An 18,874-nucleotide genomic window follows, 5' to 3' on the forward strand; every position below is an offset into this window, starting at 1 on the left:
TCCGGCGCCCCCTGGGCGCGGATGCCGCGCGGGCCAGTGCTGGCCGGTGAATTCGTCCGAACCACCGGGCGGCCGGCGGCGAAGGGCCGCGCGGCGGTTTGCGGGCCATTGGCGGGTGTGCCTGCACCGTGGCGCGCGCCGCCCCACAATCGGGTCATATGACCTCTTCTTCGACGATGCTGCGGCTCATCAGCCTGGCAGCTTTCTGCAGCATGGCGTCCATGCGTGTGTGCGACCCCATGCTGGTGTCCCTATCCCATGAGTTCCATGTCACCACGGGCGATGCCTCCGCCGTGGTGGCGGCCTTCGCGGTGGCCTATGGCGTGCTGCAACTCGTCTACGGACCGCTGGGGGACCGGCTGGGCAAGCTGCAGGTGATCATTGGCGCCACGTCAGCCTGCGCGGTGTTCAGCGCGGCCACCGCGCTGGCGCCCAGCTTCACCGTGCTGGTGGTCGCGCGTGCGGCCATGGGGGCGGCGGCGGCGGGGATCATTCCGCTGTCCATGGCCTGGATCGGTGACGAGGTGGACTATGGGCAGCGGCAGGAGACGCTGGCGCGCCTCATGGTGGCCACCGTCACGGGGATGATGGCCGGCCAGTGGTTTGGCGGCTTTGCCACCGAAACCCTGGGCTGGCGTGGCGCGTTCGCCGTGCTCTCGGTGCTGTTCATGACGGCGGCGGTGCTGCTGCTGCGCCGCCTGCGGGCCGGCGGGGCCGCAGCGGCGCACCCTGCGGGCGCGCAGGAGCCGGGGGCCGGGTTCTCGCTGGCGGCCTACCTGGCCAGCACCCGGAACCTGCTGCGCATGCCGCGCGTGCGCTGGGTGCTCGCGGTGGTGTCCATCGAGGGGGCGCTGGCCTTTGGCACGCTGGCCTTCGTGCCCGCGCGCCTGGTCGACGGTTTCGGCCTGTCGGCCTCGGCGGCTGGCGGCGCGATGGTGCTCTATGGCGTGGGCGGGCTCCTCTACAGCATGTTCGCCCGCCGGTGGCTGGCCGCGCTCGGCGAACAGGGGCTGGCGCTTGCCGGGGCCTCCCTGATCGCCAGCGGCCTGCTGCTGCTGGCCTGGGCGCCGTGGGTGGCGTGGGCGGTGCTCGGGTGTTTCCTGGCGGGCATCGGTTTCTACATGCTGCACAACACGCTGCAGGTGCAGGCCACGCAGATGGCGCCGCAGGCGCGCGGCACGGCGGTCACGCTGTTTGCGTGCCTGCTGTTCCTGGGCCAGTCCCTCGGGGTGCTCGCCGTGGCGTTCAGCGTGGACCGGGGGTGGCTGCCGCCCGTGTTCTCGGTGGCGGCGCTGGGGATCTTCGTGCTGGGTTTCCTGGTGTCGCGCCGGGTGCAGCGGCGCGGCGCCGTCGCGGGCGCCTGAGGGTGCCGGGGTTCGCGAAGCGGTGGCGCTTCGCCTGTAGACTGCATGCACTTTGTGCCTGGGCGCCAGCCCCTGCTGCTGCCGCGCCCCATCCACCATGAACGATTCCCCGCCCGCCACCGTGCTGCCATTTCCCCGCGCCGAGGGCGCCATGAGCGAGAAGGTGCGCCGCTACGACTGGGCGGGCAGCGCGCTGGGGCCCATGCAGGCATGGCCCGCCACGCTGCGCTACTGCGTCGAGGCCCTGCTCGCGTCGCGCTTTCCGTCATGCCTGGTCTGGGGGGCGCAGTTCACCACCATCTACAACGATGCGTTCCGCCTGATACTGGGCAACAAGCCCGAGGCGCTCGGGCGCTCCTTCAAGGATGTGTGGAGCGAGGCCTGGCCCACCATCGGTCCCATCGCCGAGCGCGCCTATGCCGGCGAAGCCACGTTCATCGAGGATTTCCCGCTGGAGGTGAACCGCTACGGCCACCCCGAGCAGGCCTATTTCACGTTCTGCTACAGCCCGGTGCGCGACGAGCACGGCGCGGTGGTGGGCATGCTGGACACCGTGATCGAGACCACCAGCAAGTTCAACGCGCTGCGCCAGTGGCGCGATGTGGCGGCGTCGCTGGAGCAGCAGGTGGCGCAGCGCACGGCCGACCGCAACCGGCTGTGGCAGCTCTCGGACGACGTGCTGCTGGTGGCCCGCCTGGACGGCACCATCACCGCTGTGAATCCCGCCTGGACCGCGACGCTGGGCTGGTCGGAGGCGGAGACCGTGGGCCATCCGCTGGCGGCGTTCGCCCATGGGCACGACATGGCGCAGGTGCAGGACGAAATGGCCCTGCTGGCCACCGAGCCCACGCGCCGCCAGATCACCGCGCGCTACCGCCATCGCGACGGCGGCGAGCGGTGGATCGCCTGGACCGCCGTGCCCAGCGAGGGCTTCATCCAGGCCGTGGGCCGCGACACCACCGAGGAGCACCTGCGCAAGGAGGCGCTCAGCAACGCCGAGGAGCTTTTGCGCCAGAGCCAGAAGATGGAGGCCGTGGGCCAGCTCACCGGCGGCATCGCCCACGACTTCAACAACATGCTGCAGGGCATCGTGCTGCCGCTGCAGCTCATCCGGCAGCGCATTGCCCAGGGGCGCCATGACGAGGTGGGGCGCTACATCGAGTCGGGCCTGGCGGCGGCCAAGCGGGCGGCGTCGCTCACGCAGCGCCTGCTGGCGTTCTCGCGCCGCCAGCCGCTGGATTCCCGGCCCGTGGACCTGGTGTCCTCGCTGGGCGGGCTGGAGTCCATGCTCAAGACGACGTGCGGCGAGAACATCGCGCTGCAGCTGCACCTGCCGCAGGATCTGTGGCCCGCGCTGACCGATGCCCACCAGTTTGAGAGCGCGGTGGTGAACCTGGCGATCAATGCGCGCGATGCCATGCCGGGCGGCGGTGCGCTGTACATCGCGGCCGACAACGTGCATGCCGACGCCGCCACCGCGCAGGCCACGCCGGGGCTGGAGCCGGGCGACTACGTGCGCGTGACGGTGCGGGACACGGGCACCGGCATGACGGGCGATGTGATCGCGCGCGCCTTCGATCCGTTCTTCACCACCAAGCCGCTGGGGCAGGGCACGGGGCTGGGGCTGTCGATGATCTACGGCTTCATGCGCCAGTCCGGCGGCCTTGCGGTGCTGGACAGCGCCGTGGGGCTGGGCACCAGCGTGGCGCTGTATTTCATGCGGTCGCAGCACGAGGCGATGGCCGAACTGCCCGAGCCGGTGGCCAATCTCTCCAGCGCGCGCCGCCCCGATTCCACCCTGGTGGTGGAAGACGACGACACGGTGCGCACGCTGGCCGTGGAACTGCTGCGCGACATGGGTTTCCACGTGATGGAGGCCGCCACCGGCAGCGCCGCCATGGCCCTGCTCTCGGGGGCGGTGCACTTTGACCTGCTGGTGTCCGACGTGGGCCTGCCCGGCCCCAACGGCCGCCAGGTGGCCGACTATGCGCGCGAGAAGTTTCCGTCCATCAAGGTCATCCTGATGACGGGCTATGCCGAGCAGGCGGCCATGACGCCGCAGTTCCTCGGCGCGCAGATGGAGCTGCTGGTCAAGCCCTTCGATGCCCAGACCCTGGTGGGCAAGGTCAACGCGGTGATGGGGCACGGCCCGCGAGACGCCTGAGGGCCATCGCCGGGGCGGCCTGCCGCGCGCGGGCCGTCAGATACCGGCTTCATACCAGCCCTTGCTGCGGTTGACGGCGTGCACCACCAGCAGCATCACCGGCACTTCGACCAGGACACCCACCACGGTGGCCAGCGCCGCGCCCGAGTGCAGTCCGAATAGGCTGACGGCGGCGGCCACGGCCAGCTCGAAGAAGTTGGATGCGCCGATCAGCGCCGACGGGCAGGCGATGCTGTGTTTTTCGCCCACGGCGCGGTTCAGGCCGTAGGCCAGCGCGGAGTTGAACAGCACCTGGATCAAGATCGGCACGGCCAGCAGGGCGATCACCAGGGGCTGCCGCAGGATGGCCTCGCCCTGGAACGCGAACAGCAGCACGAGGGTGGCCAGCAGCGCGGCGATGGACCACGGGCCGGTGCGCGCCATGGCCGCCTGGAAGGCCGCTTCGCCCCGGCGCAGAAGCCGCCTGCGCAGCCACTGCGCGATCGCCACCGGGATCAGGATGTACAACACCACCGAGGCAAGCAGCGTGTCCCACGGCACGGCAATGGCCGACAGGCCCAGCAAAAAGCCCACCAGCGGCGCGAACGCCACGACCATGATGCTGTCGTTGAGCGCCACCTGCGACAGCGTGAACAGCGGGTCTCCGCCCGTGAGCCGGCTCCACACGAACACCATGGCCGTGCAGGGCGCGGCCGCCAGCAGGATCAGCCCGGCGATGTAGCTGTCGATCTGCTCGGCGGGCAGCCAGGGGGCAAACCAGTGGCGGATGAACAGCCAGCCCAGCAGGGCCATCGAAAACGGCTTGACCAGCCAGTTGACGAACAGCGTCACGCCAATGCCCCGCAGGTGCTGCCGCACACCCGCCAGCGCGCCGAAGTCCACCTTCAGCAGCATGGGGATGATCATGACCCAGATGAGCAGGCCCACCGGCAGGTTGACACGCGCCACCTCCAGCGCGCCCACCGCGCGGGCCGCGCCCGGCAGCCATTGGCCGAGCGCAATGCCCGCCACGATGCACAGCAGCACCCACACGGTGAGGTAGCGCTCGAACACCGCCATGCCGGCGGCCGGGGCGGACTGTGAAGGGTTTTTGGGGTGCATGGGGATGTCAGTGCGCGGGCAGTTCGCGGGCAGGGGTTCTCGGCGTGGGCCTCGTTCGGGTCAGCAGCACTTGTTGGGGTTGGTGGCCGTGGGGCCGCAGCAGGCGGCCTGGGCGGGCTGGGCCGCGGCTTCGTTGAACACGGGAATGTTGCCCAGCGTGTGGAAGTGTTCCCACGCCACGCCCTGCGGGTCGGTGATCCAGTGCTTGTCGCTGCGGGCATAGCAGCAGGTGGTGGCGCCTTCGTCCAGCAGGGCCATGTCGGCGCCCTGGGCGCGCGCCTTCAGCTCGGCCAGTTCGCCGGCCTCGTCCACCTGGAAACCCAGGTGGTCCACGCCGGGCTTGTCGCCGCGGGTGGAGATGGCGAAGTTCACGCCCGGGTCTTCGAGCATCCATTTGGCATAGTCGGCCTCCATGCGCGCGGGGCCGGCCGCGAACAGCCGGGAATAGAACGCGATGCTCTTGGCGAGGTCATCGACATGCAGGTGGACGTGGAATCGCTTCATGGTGGCTTCCTTTCGGCCGTGGGCCGTGGCGTGGGTTGTGGGTCAGCAATCGCAGGCGGCGGTGGCGGTGCCGGGCAGGCAGGCGGCGCCCTGGCAGCAGTTCTCGGTCAGGTAGGCCAGCAGCTCGTTCATGGTGGCAAACGATGCGCGGTAGATCAGGTTGCGGCCCTGGCGCTCCTGGCTCACCAGGCCCGCGTGGGTCAGCTCCTTGAGGTGGAACGACAGCGTGTTGGGCGCAATGCCCAGCTGTTCGGACAGCGCCCCGGGCGTGAGCCCGTCCTGGCCGGCCACCACCAGCGCGCGGAACACGCGCAGGCGCACTTCCTGGGCCAGGGCGGCGAGGGATCGGATGACGTCGGGTTCTTGCATGATTCGATATTACAGCAAAAGTTGAAATATCGAATCGTTCTTGGGAGATCGTTTTCAAGCCTTCATGAAAAAGCAGGAAAATTGGCGAATTGCGCTGAATGGTATTGCGCCAGATGCTATGCAATTAGGAGCGGTGAAGGTGGACCTATCACGGTCTTCATAACCTGTGGATCTAATTACCCGATTTTTCAATCGTTTGTGAACTTACGATTCGCCGATACAGTCCCGCATCCCATTCCTCACAGCGCGCCACGGACCATCGGCATGTCCTGTGACGCGCCACTGCTTTTTCATGATCGACTTACGGGGTATCACCCAAACCTACCAGGGCTCGCAAGGCCCGGTCGAGGCTCTCAAGGGCATCGACCTTCACATCACGCCGGGCGAAGTGTTCGGCATCATCGGCAAGAGCGGTGCGGGCAAGAGCTCGCTGGTGCGTGTCATCAACCTGCTCAACCGCCCCACCACGGGCCAGGTCATCGTCAATGGCCGCGACCTGACCCAGCTGGGCGATGCCCAGCTGCGCGATGCCCGCCGGCAGATCGGCATGGTCTTCCAGCATTTCAACCTGCTGTCCTCGCGCACGGTGTTCGACAACGCGGCCCTGCCGCTGGAGCTGGCGGGCATGGACAAGGCCGCCATCCGCGAGCGCGTGAACCCGCTGCTGGAGCTGGTGGGCCTGTCGGCCCTGGCCCAACGCTACCCGGCGCAGATCAGCGGCGGGCAGAAGCAGCGCGTGGGCATTGCGCGCGCGCTGGCCAGCCGCCCCAAGGTGCTGCTCTCGGATGAAGCCACGTCCGCGCTCGACCCCGAGACCACGCGCTCCATCCTCGACCTGCTGCGCCAGGTGAACCGGGAGCTGGGCCTCACGGTGGTGCTCATCACGCACCAGATGCAGGTCATCAAGCAGGTGGCCGACCGCGTGGCCGTGATCGAGGCCGGCCGCATCGTGGAGCAGGGCCGCGTGCTGGATGTCTTCACGCGCCCGCAGCAGCCCATCACCAAGAGCCTGATCGACGAGATCCTGCCGCAGGAGCTGCCCGCCAGCGTGCTCGGCCACGTGCGCACGCTCGCAGTTCAGCTCGCTGCCACGGCACCGGACCGCACGGGCCAGCTGCTGCGCCTGTCGTATGCGGGTGACAGCGCGTACCAGCCCATCCTGTCGCAGCTCATCCGCCAGTTCGGCGTGGACATGAGCATCCTGCACGGCCAGGTGGACGAGATCCAGGACGAGACCTTCGGCTCGCTGGCCGTCTATGCCAGCGGCGAGGCCGACCGCCTGCGCGGCGCCGTGGCGCACCTGCGCGCCAGTGGCGTCGCCGTCGAAGAAGTGGCCGTACCGGCTTGAGGAAGGGAAAAAAACATGTTCGACAACTTCACCCCGGCCATGCTGGACCTCTTCGCCTCGTCGCTGTGGGAAACGCTGGTCATGGTCGGCATCTCCGGCCTGGTCGGCGGCCTGCTGGGCGTGCCGCTGGGCGTGTTCCTGCGCCTCACCGACCAGGGCGGCGTGCTCGAAAACGGGCCTGTCAACAAGCTCGTGGGCTGGCTGGTCAACGCCGTGCGCTCCACGCCCTTCATCATCCTGCTCGTGGCCATCATCCCGTTCACGCGCTTCATCACCGGCTCGTCCATCGGCACGGCCGCGGCCGTGGTGCCGCTGACCATCGCCGCCGCCCCGTTCGTGGCGCGCCTGGTGGAGGCCGCGCTGCGCGAGGTGGACCACGGCCTCGTGGAAGCCGCCCAGGCCATGGGCGCGACCACCAGCCAGATCGTGTGGAAGGTGCTGCTGCCCGAGGCGCTGCCCGGCATCGTGGCGGGCCTGACCATCACCTTCGTGAGCCTCACGGGCTACTCGGCCATGGCCGGCGCCATCGGCGGCGGCGGCCTGGGTGACCTGGGCATCCGCTACGGCTACCAGCGCTTCCTGCCCGAGATCATGCTGGCCGTGGTGCTGGTGCTGATCTTCTTCGTACAGGCCGTGCAGAGCCTGGGCGACTGGGCGGTGCGCAGGCTCAGCCACCGCTGACCCCAGGCACCAGTCGCCTGTTGATTGCTATCTAATTGATAGCTATTGGCGCTTGATGGTAAAGCGCTTGTGGCTGTTTTTTGCTGCAAGTTTGGTGCGGGGCTGTGCCCGCCGCCGGATGCTTCATTCCGCAGAGATCCGGTGGTCCGCCACCAGCCTGGCAAAACGCGCCGTGTCGCTGGCGATCTGCTGGGCCATCTGCGCCGGGGTGTTGCCGACGGGCTCGGCGCCGATGTCCAGCATGCGCTTCCTGAAGTCGGCCGACTGGATCACCTTGACCATTTCGGCGTTGAGCCGTTCCACGACCTCGGGCGGCGTGCGCACGGGCGCGAGCACGCCGAACCAGGTGCCGATGTCGAAGCCCGCGAAGCCGCTCTCCTGCAGGGTGGGCACGTCGGGCAGCGCGGACGACCGCCTGGCCGTGGTCACGGCCAGCGCGCGCAGCTTGCCGGCCTTGATGTGCGGCAGCACGGGCGTCACGGTGTCGAACGACATCGATACCTGGCCGCCCAGCAGGTCGGTGGTCAATGGCCCGCTGCCCTTGTAGGGCACGTGCAGCAGCGGCTGGCCGATGGCCGTGGCGAACTGCGTGCCGATCAGGTGCTGCGCGGTGCCCGCGCCGTTGGAGCCGTACGAGAACTTGTCGGGCGCGGCCTTTACCAGGGCCACGAGTTCCTTCACGTCCCTGGCGGGCGTGGCGGCGGCCACGGCGAGCACGTTGGGCACCAGTGCGACGGTGGTGATGGGCGCGAAGCTCTTCTGGAAGTCGTAGCCGAGCTTCTTGTACACGCTGGTGGCGATGGTGTGGTGCACCGCGCCCATCAGCAGCGTGTGGCCGTCGGCAGGTGCCTTGGCCACGTAGTCGGCGCCAATGGTGGCGCCCGCGCCGCCCCGGTTTTCCACGATGACCGGCTGGCCCAGTGCCACGCCCAGCTTTTCGCCCAGTGCGCGCGCCAGCACGTCGGTGGTGCCCCCGGCCGCGAACGGCACGACGATGGTGACGGGCTTGGCGGGCCAGGCCGGGCCCTGCGCGTGGGCCTTTGTGCCGGGCAGCAGGCAGGCGGCTGCGGCGACCGCCGCCAGGGCCATCAGGTAAGGGCGGCGCAGCGGCTGGGCGATGCAGGTGGGATGGGGGGTAGGGCGGCGCATGGTTTGTCTCCGAAAGGGTGGTTGTGCGGCGGGTGCATGGCCTTTGTGGCCTTGTTGTTCTGCCCGCCGGGGGCAAGTGCGGTCAGGCGGCTTTGCGCGCGGCCGGTGCGCTGCTGATGAGCGCGCACACGGCATCGGTCACCTGCGCCGTGGTGGCCGTGCCGCCCAGGTCGCGGGTGTGCAGGGCGGGGTTGGCGGTGACCTGCTCGATGGCCTGCATCACGGCGCGGGCCGCCTCGGCCTCGCCCAGGTGCTCCAGCAGCATCACCACCGACCAGAAGGTGCCGATGGGGTTGGCCAGGCCCTTGCCCATGATGTCGAAGGCCGAGCCGTGGATGGGCTCGAACATGCTGGGGTAGCGGCGCTCGGGGTCGATGTTGCCGGTGGGCGCGATGCCCAGGCTGCCGGCCAGCGCCGCGGCCAGGTCCGAGAGGATGTCGGCGTGCAGGTTGGTCGCGACGATGGTGTCCAGCGTGGCGGGGCGGTTGACCATGCGGGCCGTGGCGGCGTCCACCAGTTCCTTGTCCCATTGCACATCGGGGAACTCGGTAGCCACCTGCGCGGCGATCTCGTCCCACATCACCATGGCATGGCGCTGCGCGTTGCTCTTGGTGATGACGGTGAGTTGCTTGCGGGGGCGCGATCGGGCCAGGCGGAAGGCAAAGCGCAGGATGCGCTCCACGCCCACGCGGGTCATGATGGAGACATCGGTGGCGGCCTCGATGGGGTGGCCCTGGTGCACGCGGCCGCCCACGCCGGAGTATTCACCCTCGGAGTTTTCGCGCACGATGACCCAGTCCAGGTCCTGGGGCGTGCAGCGCTTGAGCGGCGCGTCGATGCCCGGCAGGATGCGCGTGGGCCGCACGTTGGCGTACTGGTCGAACCCCTGGCAGATCTTCAGGCGCAGGCCCCACAGCGTGATGTGGTCGGGGATGTCCGGGTCGCCGGCCGAGCCGAACAGGATGGCGTCCTTGCCGCGCAGGGCGTCCAGGCCATCGGCCGGCATCATCGCGCCGTGGGCGCGGTACCAGTCGCCGCCCCAGCCGAAATTCTCGAACGCGAACTGCAGGCCAGGGTGCTGGGCGGACAGGGCTTCCAGCACGCGCTGGCCTGCGGGAATCACTTCCTTGCCGATGCCGTCTCCGGGAATGGTGGCGATTTGGTAGGTGGTCATGGGGTGTACAAAGAACGGTGGTGGATGGCTGGACTTTAGGCCGCCGTGCGCACAGGAAATGCCCTGAAAGTGAATCCATCGTTAACCCTGGGTTAACATGGATGCATGAGCTCCAGCACCATCCAGCCCGCCGAACTGGGCTTTTTCTCCACCCTGGCCGCCAGCCCCAGCCTGAGCGCGGCGGGGCGCGAAATGGGCGTGTCCACCGCCGCCGTGAGCAAGCACCTGGCGCAGATGGAGCGGCGCCTGGGCGTGGTGCTGGTGAACCGCTCCACGCGGCGCATGAGCCTCACGCCCGAGGGCGAACTGCTGCTGGAGCACGCGCGCCGCATCCTGCGCGAGATCGATGCGCTCGATGAACTCATCGTGCAGTCCCGGGCCAGCCCCAAGGGCCTGCTGCGCGTGAACGCCACGCTGGGCTTCGGGCGCATGCACATCGCGCCGGCCATCTCCGACTTCGTGCGGCTGTACCCCGAGGTGGACGTGCAGCTGCAGCTGTCGGTGCACCCGCCGCCGATCACCGACGACGCCTACGACGTGTGCGTGCGTTTTGGCGAGCCGCCCGACGGCCGCGTGATCGCGCGGCGCATCGCGCCCAACCGGCGCGTGTTGTGCGCGGCCCCGGCGTACCTGGACCGCCACGGCAGGCCGCGCGTGCCGCGCGACCTGATGGAGCACCGGTGCATCGGCATCCGCCAGGGTGACGAGGCCTACGGCCTGTGGCGCCTGACCACCGGGCGCGGGAGCAAGGCGCACACCGAGTCGATCAAGATCACGGGCAACCTGACCACCAATGACGGCGAGATCGCCGTGCTGTGGGCGCTGCAGGGCCACGGCATCGTGATGCGGGCGGAGTGGGACGTGAACCGGCACCTGGCGCAGGGCCTGCTGGAGCCCGTGCTGCCGCAGTACCAGACGCCCGCGGCCGACGTCTATGCGGTCTATCCGCAGCGCCACCAGTTTTCCACGCGGGTGCAGACCTTCGTCACCTTCCTGGCGCAGGCGCTGGCGCGGTCGGGCGCGCTGGCGGGCGTGGCACCGGATGCGGGGCCGCAGGCGGGCAGGCGCACCGCGAAGGTTTCTTGATCTGGCGCGGGGCGCGGGGCGGGCCATGCGGTTAGGCTGTGGTCCATCGCGGCCCACGCCCACCGTGGCCGCGCCGCCCCCCATCCAGCACATGACCACACCGTCCCGCCCACACCTTCATCCCGCCGCCTTGCTGGGCGGCGCACTGGCCTTCGCCACGGCCTGTGCCGCCCCCTGGCCCGCGCGGGCGGCCGAGCCCTTGGCCGCCACCGAATGGGCGCTGTCGAAGGATGGCGCGGTGGTCCTGGACCTGCGCGCCCGGCTGGCCTGGCCGCGCTGCGCCGAGGGCATGCAATGGAGCCGCCAGGCCGGTACCTGCACCGGCAAGCCACGGTTGCTGGACCGCGCCGAAGCCGCGGCGCTGGCCAGCGACCGCTGGAAGGCAGAGGGCGTGGCCTGGCGCCTGCCGCGTGCGCTGGAGCTGCAGCGGCTCATCGACCGCACGGCCAGTCCCCCGGGCCTGAACGCCGTGCTGTTTCCGGCGGCCCCCGCGCAGTGGCACTGGTCCGCCACGGCCAATGTGGCCGCGCAACGGGGCAACCCGTACAACTACAACACTGTCATGCAGGGGCGTTCCGGCGACGCGGCGGCCCAGATGGGGGCGATCAATGGCTGGGCGGTGAACCTGTCCACCGGCGAGGCGCGCGGCGATGTGGCCCGCGCCAGCAAGCTGCCGGTGCGGCTGGTGCGCCCGCTCGGCGAGGCCGAAGCGCCGCAGTAGCTGCCCTGGCCGCCCTGGCCGCTCGCACGGCCTTCAGGACGAGAGTCGCACCATCAGCAGCCCCGCGCACACCAGTGCGGCCGAAGCCATGCGCGCCGCGCCCAGGGGCTCCTTGAGCATCCAGGTGGAAATCAGCGCCACCAGCAGCACGCTGGTCTCGCGCAGGGCCGACACGGCGCCCATGGGCGCGCGCGCCAGGGCCCAGACGGCGATCCAGTAGGCGCCCATCTGCATCGTGCCGGCCGCGGCGCAGCGCCAGAGCATGGGCGGGTCGACCCGGAAGGCGCGGGGCCCTTTCCACCACAGAACGATGAGCGCCGTGGCGATGCCGTCGCCCAGCGTGAGCACCACCGCGAAGCCGATGGCCGACCCCGCCTGACGTGCCCCCAGCGCATCCACCACCGTGTAGGCGGCGATCAGCACCCCGGTCAGCAGCGCATACCCCACGGCCCGGCGCTGCGTGCCGCCACCCCGCACGAGCGCCAGCGACAACACGCCCGCGCACAGGCAGGCAACGCCCCACAGCGCCCCGGCCCCTGGCCATTCCCCCGCGAACATGGCCGCCCCCGCCACCACCAGCAGCGGCGCCGAGCCCCGGGCGATGGGGTAGACCTGCCCCATGTCGCCGTGGTTGTAGGCAATGGGCAAGGCGAAGTGGTAGGCCGTGTGCACCGCAACGGACAGCGCGAGCAGCGGCCAGCTGGCCGCGGCCGGCAGGTTGACCCATGGCAGCGCCAGCAGGGACAGACCGCTGCCCATGAGCGTGGTGATCGCCATGGCGGTGATGCGGTTGCCGCCCAGCTTGATGGCGCTGTTCCAGCCCGCGTTGAGCGCGGCCGACAGCAGCACGATGAGGAAGACGTCGTTGGTGAGCATGGCGATGGGGTTCCGGGGGCTGAGTGAGTGCGCGCAGGGGCCAGTTTTTTGATGGGCGAATGATGTTTTTCAGCCAGACATCTGTAAAGTTGAATTCAATGACTATTGAATTCAGGATTCCTGATGCGAAACCTCAACCTGGACCAGGTCCAGACCCTTGTTGCCATCGCCGACCTGGGCACGCTGGCCGCCGCGGCCCAGGCCCTGCACCTGGCGCCACCGACGGTCAGCCTGCACATCAGTGAACTGGAGTCGCGGCTCGGCGCCGCGCTGGTGGTGCGCGGCCGGCGCCAGGCCAGCCTGACGCCGGCTGGCGAGGCGCTCGTGGCGGGGGGGCGCCGCCTGCTGGCCGGGGCCGACGAGGTGGTGGAGCAGGTGCGCCGGCGCGCGCAGGGGCTGGAAGGCCTGGTGCGCCTTGCCACCACGGCGGGCGTGAGCGCGGGCTTGCTGCCCCGCCTGCTGGAGCGGCTGGCCCGTCAAAGCCCGGGCGTGGATGTGAAGCTGGATGTGCTCAGCTCCGCCGAGGCCATGGCCCGGCTCGGCGCGGGCACGCTGGATCTGGCCATCGTCGCGATGCCGCAGGCCGCCGGCCGCGACGTGCAGGTGCGCCCCTGGCGCACGGACCCCATGGTGGCGCTGATTCCGCCCGCGTGGGATGCGCCGGCGCAGGCCACGCCACAGTGGCTGGCCGGCCAGCGCTGGATGTCCTTCGGACCGGCCACGCAGATGTACCGGCTCATCGCCGGCTGGTTCGCGCAGGCCGGCCTGAACCCCCGCCCCCGCATGGAGCTGAACCACCCGCTGGCACTGCGCAGCCTGGTGGGCGCCGGCCATGGCGTGGCGGTGCTGCCGCTGGAGCAGCCCGGGGTGGCGGGCGGCGATGTGGAGCAGGACAACGCGGGCCTGCAGGTGCGCCCGCTGAGCCCGCCGCTGTGGCGGGAGCTGGGGCTGGCGCGGCGGGCGTCGCAGGTGCACGACACGGCCATCCTGGCGGTGTGGGCGGCACTGGAGTCCCTGGCCGTGCCGTGACGGGCACTGGCTGCGCGCTACCGCGTCTTGCCGCCTCCCTCATTCCCGGCCCCTGGTCCGTCCAGGCAGGGGCAGGGCAAGGCAAGGCAATGGGCCCCCGAAAGAGGCTTACAGCAGCCGGACCTCGAAGTACGCGCCGTCTCCTTCCCCCAGGTCGCGAAACCCCGCCTGCCGCGCGGCGACGCTGGCTTTGCCCCATTGCTTGATCAAGGCGAGGTCACCGGCCGACACGATCTCGGGCGGCGATTCTTCCAGGCTGGACATGGTGTCCAGGGCCGCGGCGACCTGCGCGGGGCCGCCGAGCTGTTTTTCGAGCTCCCTGGCATAGCGTGCCTCGGCGGCCATGCGCTCCCGGGGTGGCAGCTCTTCAGGGTAGTCGCGCAGGGCGACCGCGTAAGTGGATTCAAGAACTTCCATGGCGCTTCTCCGTAAATGATTGACTGTATGAATATACAGTTTTATCGGGCGCGCTGCATGCGGGTTGGTCCGGGGCGGGTGCCGGGGGCGCTGTCCCCGGAGGGGCAGGGAAAGGTCAGATCCGCTTGCAGAAGAACGTGGTGCCGCAGAACGCGCCGTCCGGCATCAGCGCATAGTCGGGCACCACGCCCACGCGCTGCCAGCCGGCGCGCTCGTACAGGCGCTCGGCGTCGCCGCCGGTCACGGTGTCGAGCACGAGCACGGTCTTGCCCTCGGCGCGCGCTGCGTCGTCCACGGCGGCCATGAGCTGCTGGGCGATGCCCCGGCGGCGGGCCTGGCGGTGCACCAGCATCTTGGCCACGTCGGCGCGGTGGGGCTGGTTGTCGGGCATGGCGGTGACGAGCTGCACGGTCCCCACGATGTGGCCTCCCGGGGCCTCGGCCACCAGCAGCACGCGTTCGTTGCGGGCCACGCCGTCGGCCACGCCGCTCCAGAACGCGAGGGCCTTGTCGCGCGGCAGCGGCCACATGAAGCTCACCGACGCCCCACCTTGCACGCAGTCGATCAGCACGTCGGCCAGCGCCGGCACGCTCGCGGCCGCCTCGCGGGCGCCCAGGCGCCGGATGGTGACGGCGGGCGAAGGGGCCCGTATGTCGGTGGTCATGGTTTTCTCCTCGGGGTGGGGGATGCGAAGCGGGCAGGCGGCAGGCCCAGCGTGGTGAGCGCCACCAGGTAGCGCGCGGGCCGCGTGCCCGGGTTGTGGAACACGATGGGCTGGTTGAGCTGCATGGCCAGGCAGTCCCCCGCGCCCAGCGCCCAGGTGGTGGTGCCCACGGTCAGGTCCATGCGGCCTTCCACCAGCCAGACCTGCTGGTGGATGTCGGCATCGTGCACGGCCGAGTCGAGGGCGACGCGCTGGCCGGGCGGAAACTCCACCTCCACCAGCTGCAGCGGCGAGGGCGCGGGCGGCGACAGCCGGCGGCGCACATAGCCCGAGGCCGGGTCCTGCCAGCGGGGCTGGTCGGCGGCCCGGATCAGGGGCGAGGGCAGGGCCTCGCGCTCGCCATCGGTGCCGTCCTCGAAGAAGGAGGCGAGTGCCACGCTCAGCCCGACGGCCAGTTTGTCCAGCACGGCGGCCGTGGGGCTGCTCTGGCCGCGTTCGATCAGCGAGATGTTGGAGCGGCTCACGCCGCTGCGCTCGGCCAGCGTGTCCAGTGAGTAGCCCCGGGTGTCGCGCAGCTCGCGCAACCGGCGGGCGATGCGGTGGTTGATGTCCATGGCGGCAGTTTAATGGAAATTTATTCCATAAAACTGGAAGTTGGTGGCGGCAAGCTCACGGACGGGAGCGTGTCGCGGGATGGGGATGCGGCAGATGGGAGACTTTTTGCTTCTGTTTTAATAGCTGAAAGCGTAAATCCAGAAAGCGCTGCCGCCATTTTTTATCGAATTGATACACCCACGTGGCCTTGGCGGCCCGCGCCAGCCGCGCTGATACTGTGTGTACTTTGCATTTCGATCTGCCAGAACAACCGCCGGAGACATTCAGACCATGACGCTGCCTTTTCACACGCTCGACCCCGACCTGTTTGCCCGTGCCCAGCCACTGCTGGATGAAGAGTGGCTGGCGCGCGACGCCGACCTCGCGCCCGCGCTGCCCACGGTGCTCGCACGCAACGTGGGGCAGGACTGGCACAAGGCGGGCACCTTCCGCCACCATCTGGTGGGCGTGGCGCGCTCGCTCACCGTGTGGCGGCAGCCGCGCGATGTGCGCCTTCTGGGGCTGCTGCACAGCGTGTATGGCAATGCCTTCGTGGACCTGGTGAAGTTCGACCCCGCCCGGGAGCGTGCGCGCGTGCGCGAGATCGCGGGCGAATCGGCCGAGCACCTGGTCTACCTGTTCTGCACGCAGTCGCGCACGCAGTTCGTGCAGCGCGTGCTGGCCGGGCAGCTGGAGCCCGATGGCAGCCTGGCGCTGGAGAAGGACGGCGTGCGCCACGTGCTCACGCCCTACGAGGTGGCGGCGTTCATCATCGTGAGCATGGCCGACACCATCGAGCAGTGGTTCAGCTGGCAGGACGACATCTTTTCGCGCTTCCCCGCGGTGCAGCACCGTCCCCAGCCGGTGCACTGGGCCGCGTCGCTGTGGCCCGGGCCGATGCGGCCGAGCGGACGCATGGTCTCGCAGATCAACGGCCTGGGCCTGGCGCTGCAGCACCCGGGCCTCCAGGGCCTGCTGCCCACGCCGCCCGTGTTTGCCCATTGCACGCAGCCGCTGGCGGCGGCGGACGAGGCGGCGGCCGCCTCGCTGTACTGGTCGGTGATCCAGCAGGACCAGCCGCTGGTGGACCTGGATGTGGCCACCGGGGTGCTGGAAAGCGCGGTCCGTCACAACCCCTGGGTGGGCGAGCCACAGATGGTGCTGGCGCAGCTGTATCTGTCGGCGGGCCGCAGGCAGGACGCCAGGGCGGCGGCGGACAGCGCGCTGCAGCTGTTCAGCGCCTGGGGGAATTCGTGGGACAAGCGGGTGCAGTGGGACGCCTGGGTGGCCTGGACGCGCATTTTGCTTCAGGGCGCGACGGTGGAAGGCACCTGGCCCGAGCGACTGGACAAGCTCAACAACGTCGCGCTGCGAGGGTGACAAACGTTATTCATATTAATTGTAAGAACATAAAAACTTATTCGTTCCTGTTTTATCGGGGAAACCCTAGGATGCCTGCATCTCTTAACGAAAGGTGTCTTCCGTGAACAAGCGCTCGCTGCTGCAAACCACTCTCGCCCTGGCCCTCGCCGCCGGCTTTTCGACCGGCGCCCTGGCGCAGGACAAGCCCCTGAAGATCGGCGTGACGGGCGGTCCCCATGCGCAGATCTTCGAAGTGGTCAAGAAGGTCGCCGAGAAGGACGGCCTCAAGATCCAGGTCGTCGAGTTCAGCGACTACGTGCAGCCCAATGCCGCGCTGTCGGCCGGCGACCTCGATGCCAACAGCTACCAGCACAAGCCCTACCTGGATGCCCAGGTCAAGGACCGTGGCTACAAGCTGGTGCCCGTGGGCTATACCGTCAATTTCCCGATCGGCCTGTATTCCAAGAAGGTCAAGAAGCTCGAAGACCTGAAGGAAGGCGCCAAGTTCGGCATTCCCAACGACCCCACGAACGGCGGCCGCGTGCTGCTGGTGCTGCAGGACAAGGGCCTGATCAAGCTGCGTGACGGCGCCGACCTGAAGGCCACGCCGCTGGACGTGGTGAGCAATCCCAAGAAGCTCAAGTTCGTGGAACTCGATGCCGCCCAACTGCCCCGCTCGCTGGATGATCTGGACGCCTCGGCCATCAACACGAACTTCGCGCTCTCCGCCGGCCTGAACCCGGGCAAGGATGCGATTGCGCAAGAGAACGCCAAGAGCCCCTACGTCAACCTGATCGCCGTGCGCGAAGCCGACAAGGACAAGCCCTGGGTGGCCAAGCTCGTGAAGGCCTACCACTCGGAAGAAGTGCGCAAGTTCATCCAGACCGAGTTCAAGGGTTCGGTGCTGCCAGGCTTCTGATGCTTACAGCTGCCGGTGCCTGAACGGGCCCCGGGACGGCTTGTCCGCGGGCGTGCCGCACCCTGCGCGGCGCCATGGTGCCGCCCGGCCACCTGCTGCCGGTGCTGATCATCGGATCGTTGCATGGCACATTTCGACAGTATCGTCGTCGGCCTCGGGGCCGTGGGCTCCGCCACGCTGTACCAGCTGGCGCGGCGCGGGGCCAGGGTGCTCGGGCTGGACCAGTTCCAGCCGCCGCACAGCCTGGGCTCCTCGCATGGCCAGACCCGCATCACCCGGCTGGCGGTGGGCGAGGGCGACGAATACGTGCCCCTGGTGCGCCGCTCGCACGAGATCTGGCGCGAACTGGAGGCCGCGACCGGCCAGCCCATCTACACCCGCACCCACGGCCTGGTGCTCGGTCCGCGCGATGGCGCGCCGCTGCACCAGGGACGCCGCCTGGACTTCGTGCACAACACCATCGAGATCGCGCGCCGCCATGGCATAGACCACGAGGTGCTGGACCATGCCGACCTGCGCCGGCGCTACCCGCAGTTCCAGCTCAACGACCACGAATTCGCCTACTGGGAGCGCGACGCCGGCTTCGTGCGGCCCGAGGCCGCCATCAGCGCCCAGTTGCAACAGGCCCAGGTGCATGGCGCCGCGGTGCAGACAGGGGTGCGCGTGACCGGCCTCGCGCGCGAAGGCGGGCACCTGCGGGTGGACACCACGCAGGGCCGCTACAGCGCCGGGCAGGTGGTGCTGGCCGCGGGCCCCTGGCTCCCGGGCCTGCTGGGCCAGGAGCTGCGCCATGCCTGGGCACCCCGGCTGGCGGTGTACCGCCAGGTGATGTTCTGGTTCGACGTGGGGGCCGCCAGGCCCTCGTTCGAGCCCGGGGTGTTTCCGGTCTTCATCTGGACCTTTCGCGACGGACCGGACGACTCGATCTATGGGTTCCCGATCGCGGATGAGGGCGCGCCGGCCTTCAAGGTGGCCACCGCGCAGTACCTGGAGACCACCACCCCGGACACCGTGGACCGCACCGTGGCCGATGCCGAGAAGCACAGCATGCTGCAGCGCCACGTGCTGCCGCGCTTTGATGCCCCGGCCGCCCGCTGCACTGACGCCCGCGCCTGCCTGTACACCGTGACTCCCGACCACGGCTTCGTCGTCGACCGGCTGCCCGGCTGGCCAGGCGTGCACGTGGCCTCCGCCTGCTCGGGCCATGGCTTCAAGCACTCGGCCGCCGTGGGGGAGGCCCTGGCGCAGCAGGTGCTGGACCTGCCGGAGCGCCTGGATCTGCGGCCCTTTGGCCATGCCCTGCACGGGTTGGCAGCCACAGGGTTTGCCTGAACAAACTCAAGGATGTTTTG

General features: G+C 69.5%; 19 protein-coding genes. 10 read left to right on the forward strand and 9 right to left on the reverse strand.

All coding sequences use genetic code 11. The annotated features are described in order from the left end of the window. The first annotated feature begins 158 nt into the window (after nucleotides 1-158). Together AC07PV_RS00730 and AC07PV_RS00735 are read left to right on the forward strand one after the other, a co-directional pair. Entirely contained in the window at nucleotides 159-1,364 is a 1,206-nt protein-coding gene (locus tag AC07PV_RS00730) for an MFS transporter (protein WP_255591468.1), read from the forward strand. Nucleotides 1,365-1,461: 97 nt separating this feature from the next. Then, nucleotides 1,462-3,528: a hybrid sensor histidine kinase/response regulator gene (locus tag AC07PV_RS00735; RefSeq protein ID WP_218294672.1), complete on the forward strand. Its 2,067-nt coding sequence runs from the start codon at nucleotides 1,462-1,464 to the stop codon at nucleotides 3,526-3,528. Between the two features lie 36 nt (nucleotides 3,529-3,564). Here the strand turns inward: AC07PV_RS00735 and arsB are convergent, their stop codons facing one another. From arsB to AC07PV_RS00750, 3 genes are read right to left on the reverse strand one after another with little or no spacing between them, the layout of a single operon-like run. After that, on the reverse strand, nucleotides 3,565-4,629 hold the full coding sequence (gene arsB, locus AC07PV_RS00740) for an ACR3 family arsenite efflux transporter (protein WP_494629089.1): 1,065 nt from the start codon (nucleotides 4,627-4,629) through the stop codon (nucleotides 3,565-3,567). Nucleotides 4,630-4,689: 60 nt separating this feature from the next. Beyond that, on the reverse strand, nucleotides 4,690-5,133 hold the full coding sequence (locus AC07PV_RS00745; RefSeq protein WP_494629091.1) for an ArsI/CadI family heavy metal resistance metalloenzyme: 444 nt from the start codon (nucleotides 5,131-5,133) through the stop codon (nucleotides 4,690-4,692). A gap of 42 nt (nucleotides 5,134-5,175) precedes the next feature. After that, nucleotides 5,176-5,502, reverse strand: coding sequence for an ArsR/SmtB family transcription factor (locus AC07PV_RS00750; RefSeq protein WP_218294675.1), 327 nt, complete (start codon nucleotides 5,500-5,502; stop codon nucleotides 5,176-5,178). Between the two features lie 292 nt (nucleotides 5,503-5,794). On the opposite strand from AC07PV_RS00750, the gene AC07PV_RS00755 reads away from it, so the two are divergent. After that, complete coding sequence (locus AC07PV_RS00755) at nucleotides 5,795-6,850, forward strand: methionine ABC transporter ATP-binding protein (RefSeq protein WP_494629092.1); 1,056 nt, start codon at nucleotides 5,795-5,797, stop codon at nucleotides 6,848-6,850. 15 nt (nucleotides 6,851-6,865) lie between these two features. Further along, on the forward strand, nucleotides 6,866-7,531 hold the full coding sequence (locus AC07PV_RS00760; RefSeq protein ID WP_218294677.1) for a methionine ABC transporter permease: 666 nt from the start codon (nucleotides 6,866-6,868) through the stop codon (nucleotides 7,529-7,531). Between the two features lie 123 nt (nucleotides 7,532-7,654). Here the strand turns inward: AC07PV_RS00760 and AC07PV_RS00765 are convergent, their stop codons facing one another. Both AC07PV_RS00765 and AC07PV_RS00770 read right to left on the reverse strand, forming a co-directional pair. Continuing rightward, nucleotides 7,655-8,620 carry a tripartite tricarboxylate transporter substrate binding protein gene (locus tag AC07PV_RS00765; RefSeq protein WP_492805361.1) on the reverse strand — a complete coding sequence of 322 codons (966 nt, stop codon included), beginning with the start codon at nucleotides 8,618-8,620 and terminating at the stop codon, nucleotides 7,655-7,657. Between the two features lie 142 nt (nucleotides 8,621-8,762). Continuing rightward, entirely contained in the window at nucleotides 8,763-9,854 is a 1,092-nt protein-coding gene (locus AC07PV_RS00770) for a tartrate dehydrogenase (protein WP_218294678.1), read from the reverse strand. A 105-nt stretch (nucleotides 9,855-9,959) separates the two neighbouring features. Between AC07PV_RS00770 and AC07PV_RS00775 the strand changes: the two genes are divergently transcribed. After that, on the forward strand, nucleotides 9,960-10,940 hold the full coding sequence (locus tag AC07PV_RS00775) for a LysR family transcriptional regulator (protein ID WP_218294679.1): 981 nt from the start codon (nucleotides 9,960-9,962) through the stop codon (nucleotides 10,938-10,940). Between the two features lie 91 nt (nucleotides 10,941-11,031). Beyond that, nucleotides 11,032-11,661 carry an Lcl C-terminal domain-containing protein gene (locus tag AC07PV_RS00780; RefSeq protein WP_494629095.1) on the forward strand — a complete coding sequence of 210 codons (630 nt, stop codon included), beginning with the start codon at nucleotides 11,032-11,034 and terminating at the stop codon, nucleotides 11,659-11,661. 33 nt (nucleotides 11,662-11,694) lie between these two features. On the opposite strand, the gene AC07PV_RS00785 is transcribed toward AC07PV_RS00780, so the two are convergent. Further along, on the reverse strand, nucleotides 11,695-12,537 hold the full coding sequence (locus AC07PV_RS00785; RefSeq protein WP_492253378.1) for an EamA family transporter: 843 nt from the start codon (nucleotides 12,535-12,537) through the stop codon (nucleotides 11,695-11,697). Between the two features lie 123 nt (nucleotides 12,538-12,660). On the opposite strand from AC07PV_RS00785, the gene AC07PV_RS00790 reads away from it, so the two are divergent. Further along, the gene (locus AC07PV_RS00790) at nucleotides 12,661-13,566 is read left to right on the forward strand and encodes a LysR family transcriptional regulator (protein WP_218341046.1); all 906 of its coding nucleotides are present in this window, start codon (nucleotides 12,661-12,663) and stop codon (nucleotides 13,564-13,566) included. Nucleotides 13,567-13,674: 108 nt separating this feature from the next. Here the strand turns inward: AC07PV_RS00790 and AC07PV_RS00795 are convergent, their stop codons facing one another. From AC07PV_RS00795 to AC07PV_RS00805, 3 genes are all read right to left on the reverse strand, one after another. Further along, nucleotides 13,675-13,983, reverse strand: coding sequence for a hypothetical protein (locus tag AC07PV_RS00795; protein ID WP_218294683.1), 309 nt, complete (start codon nucleotides 13,981-13,983; stop codon nucleotides 13,675-13,677). Between the two features lie 115 nt (nucleotides 13,984-14,098). Next, nucleotides 14,099-14,647, reverse strand: coding sequence for a GNAT family N-acetyltransferase (locus AC07PV_RS00800; RefSeq protein ID WP_218341047.1), 549 nt, complete (start codon nucleotides 14,645-14,647; stop codon nucleotides 14,099-14,101). Further along, nucleotides 14,644-15,261, reverse strand: coding sequence for a helix-turn-helix domain-containing protein (locus AC07PV_RS00805; RefSeq protein ID WP_494595920.1), 618 nt, complete (start codon nucleotides 15,259-15,261; stop codon nucleotides 14,644-14,646). Before AC07PV_RS00805 ends, AC07PV_RS00800 begins: the two co-directional genes overlap by 4 nt. Before the next feature lie 271 nt (nucleotides 15,262-15,532). Here AC07PV_RS00805 and AC07PV_RS00810 point away from each other — a divergent pair, with 271 nt between their 5' ends. The 3 genes from AC07PV_RS00810 (at nucleotide 15,533) to solA (ending at nucleotide 18,854) form a co-directional block, all read left to right on the forward strand. Next, nucleotides 15,533-16,621, forward strand: coding sequence for a DUF6817 domain-containing protein (locus AC07PV_RS00810; protein WP_218294686.1), 1,089 nt, complete (start codon nucleotides 15,533-15,535; stop codon nucleotides 16,619-16,621). 103 nt (nucleotides 16,622-16,724) lie between these two features. Then, entirely contained in the window at nucleotides 16,725-17,522 is a 798-nt protein-coding gene (locus AC07PV_RS00815; RefSeq protein WP_218294687.1) for a MetQ/NlpA family ABC transporter substrate-binding protein, read from the forward strand. A 123-nt stretch (nucleotides 17,523-17,645) separates the two neighbouring features. Continuing rightward, nucleotides 17,646-18,854: an N-methyl-L-tryptophan oxidase gene (gene solA / locus AC07PV_RS00820; protein ID WP_492253372.1), complete on the forward strand. Its 1,209-nt coding sequence runs from the start codon at nucleotides 17,646-17,648 to the stop codon at nucleotides 18,852-18,854. The last annotated feature ends 20 nt before the right edge of the window (nucleotides 18,855-18,874 follow it).

It is taken from the genome of Acidovorax sp. GW821-FHT09A11 (assembly GCF_059418365.1).

What these genes read in the sequence shown, in the direction of transcription:
- AC07PV_RS00730 (WP_255591468.1), top strand. Translation starts at nt 159, where the DNA reads ATGACCTCTTCTTCGACGATGCTGCGGCTCATCAGCCTGGCAGCTTTC.
- AC07PV_RS00770 (WP_218294678.1), bottom strand. Translation starts at nt 9,854, where the DNA reads ATGACCACCTACCAAATCGCCACCATTCCCGGAGACGGCATCGGCAAG.
- AC07PV_RS00810 (WP_218294686.1), top strand. Translation starts at nt 15,533, where the DNA reads ATGACGCTGCCTTTTCACACGCTCGACCCCGACCTGTTTGCCCGTGCC.
- solA (WP_492253372.1), top strand. Translation starts at nt 17,646, where the DNA reads ATGGCACATTTCGACAGTATCGTCGTCGGCCTCGGGGCCGTGGGCTCC.
- AC07PV_RS00805 (WP_494595920.1), bottom strand. Translation starts at nt 15,261, where the DNA reads ATGGACATCAACCACCGCATCGCCCGCCGGTTGCGCGAGCTGCGCGAC.
- AC07PV_RS00750 (WP_218294675.1), bottom strand. Translation starts at nt 5,502, where the DNA reads ATGCAAGAACCCGACGTCATCCGATCCCTCGCCGCCCTGGCCCAGGAA.
- AC07PV_RS00745 (WP_494629091.1), bottom strand. Translation starts at nt 5,133, where the DNA reads ATGAAGCGATTCCACGTCCACCTGCATGTCGATGACCTCGCCAAGAGC.
- AC07PV_RS00785 (WP_492253378.1), bottom strand. Translation starts at nt 12,537, where the DNA reads ATGCTCACCAACGACGTCTTCCTCATCGTGCTGCTGTCGGCCGCGCTC.
- AC07PV_RS00760 (WP_218294677.1), top strand. Translation starts at nt 6,866, where the DNA reads ATGTTCGACAACTTCACCCCGGCCATGCTGGACCTCTTCGCCTCGTCG.
- AC07PV_RS00755 (WP_494629092.1), top strand. Translation starts at nt 5,795, where the DNA reads ATGATCGACTTACGGGGTATCACCCAAACCTACCAGGGCTCGCAAGGC.
- arsB (WP_494629089.1), bottom strand. Translation starts at nt 4,629, where the DNA reads ATGCACCCCAAAAACCCTTCACAGTCCGCCCCGGCCGCCGGCATGGCG.
- AC07PV_RS00795 (WP_218294683.1), bottom strand. Translation starts at nt 13,983, where the DNA reads ATGGAAGTTCTTGAATCCACTTACGCGGTCGCCCTGCGCGACTACCCT.
- AC07PV_RS00775 (WP_218294679.1), top strand. Translation starts at nt 9,960, where the DNA reads ATGAGCTCCAGCACCATCCAGCCCGCCGAACTGGGCTTTTTCTCCACC.
- AC07PV_RS00800 (WP_218341047.1), bottom strand. Translation starts at nt 14,647, where the DNA reads ATGACCACCGACATACGGGCCCCTTCGCCCGCCGTCACCATCCGGCGC.
- AC07PV_RS00790 (WP_218341046.1), top strand. Translation starts at nt 12,661, where the DNA reads ATGCGAAACCTCAACCTGGACCAGGTCCAGACCCTTGTTGCCATCGCC.
- AC07PV_RS00735 (WP_218294672.1), top strand. Translation starts at nt 1,462, where the DNA reads ATGAACGATTCCCCGCCCGCCACCGTGCTGCCATTTCCCCGCGCCGAG.
- AC07PV_RS00765 (WP_492805361.1), bottom strand. Translation starts at nt 8,620, where the DNA reads ATGGCCCTGGCGGCGGTCGCCGCAGCCGCCTGCCTGCTGCCCGGCACA.
- AC07PV_RS00780 (WP_494629095.1), top strand. Translation starts at nt 11,032, where the DNA reads ATGACCACACCGTCCCGCCCACACCTTCATCCCGCCGCCTTGCTGGGC.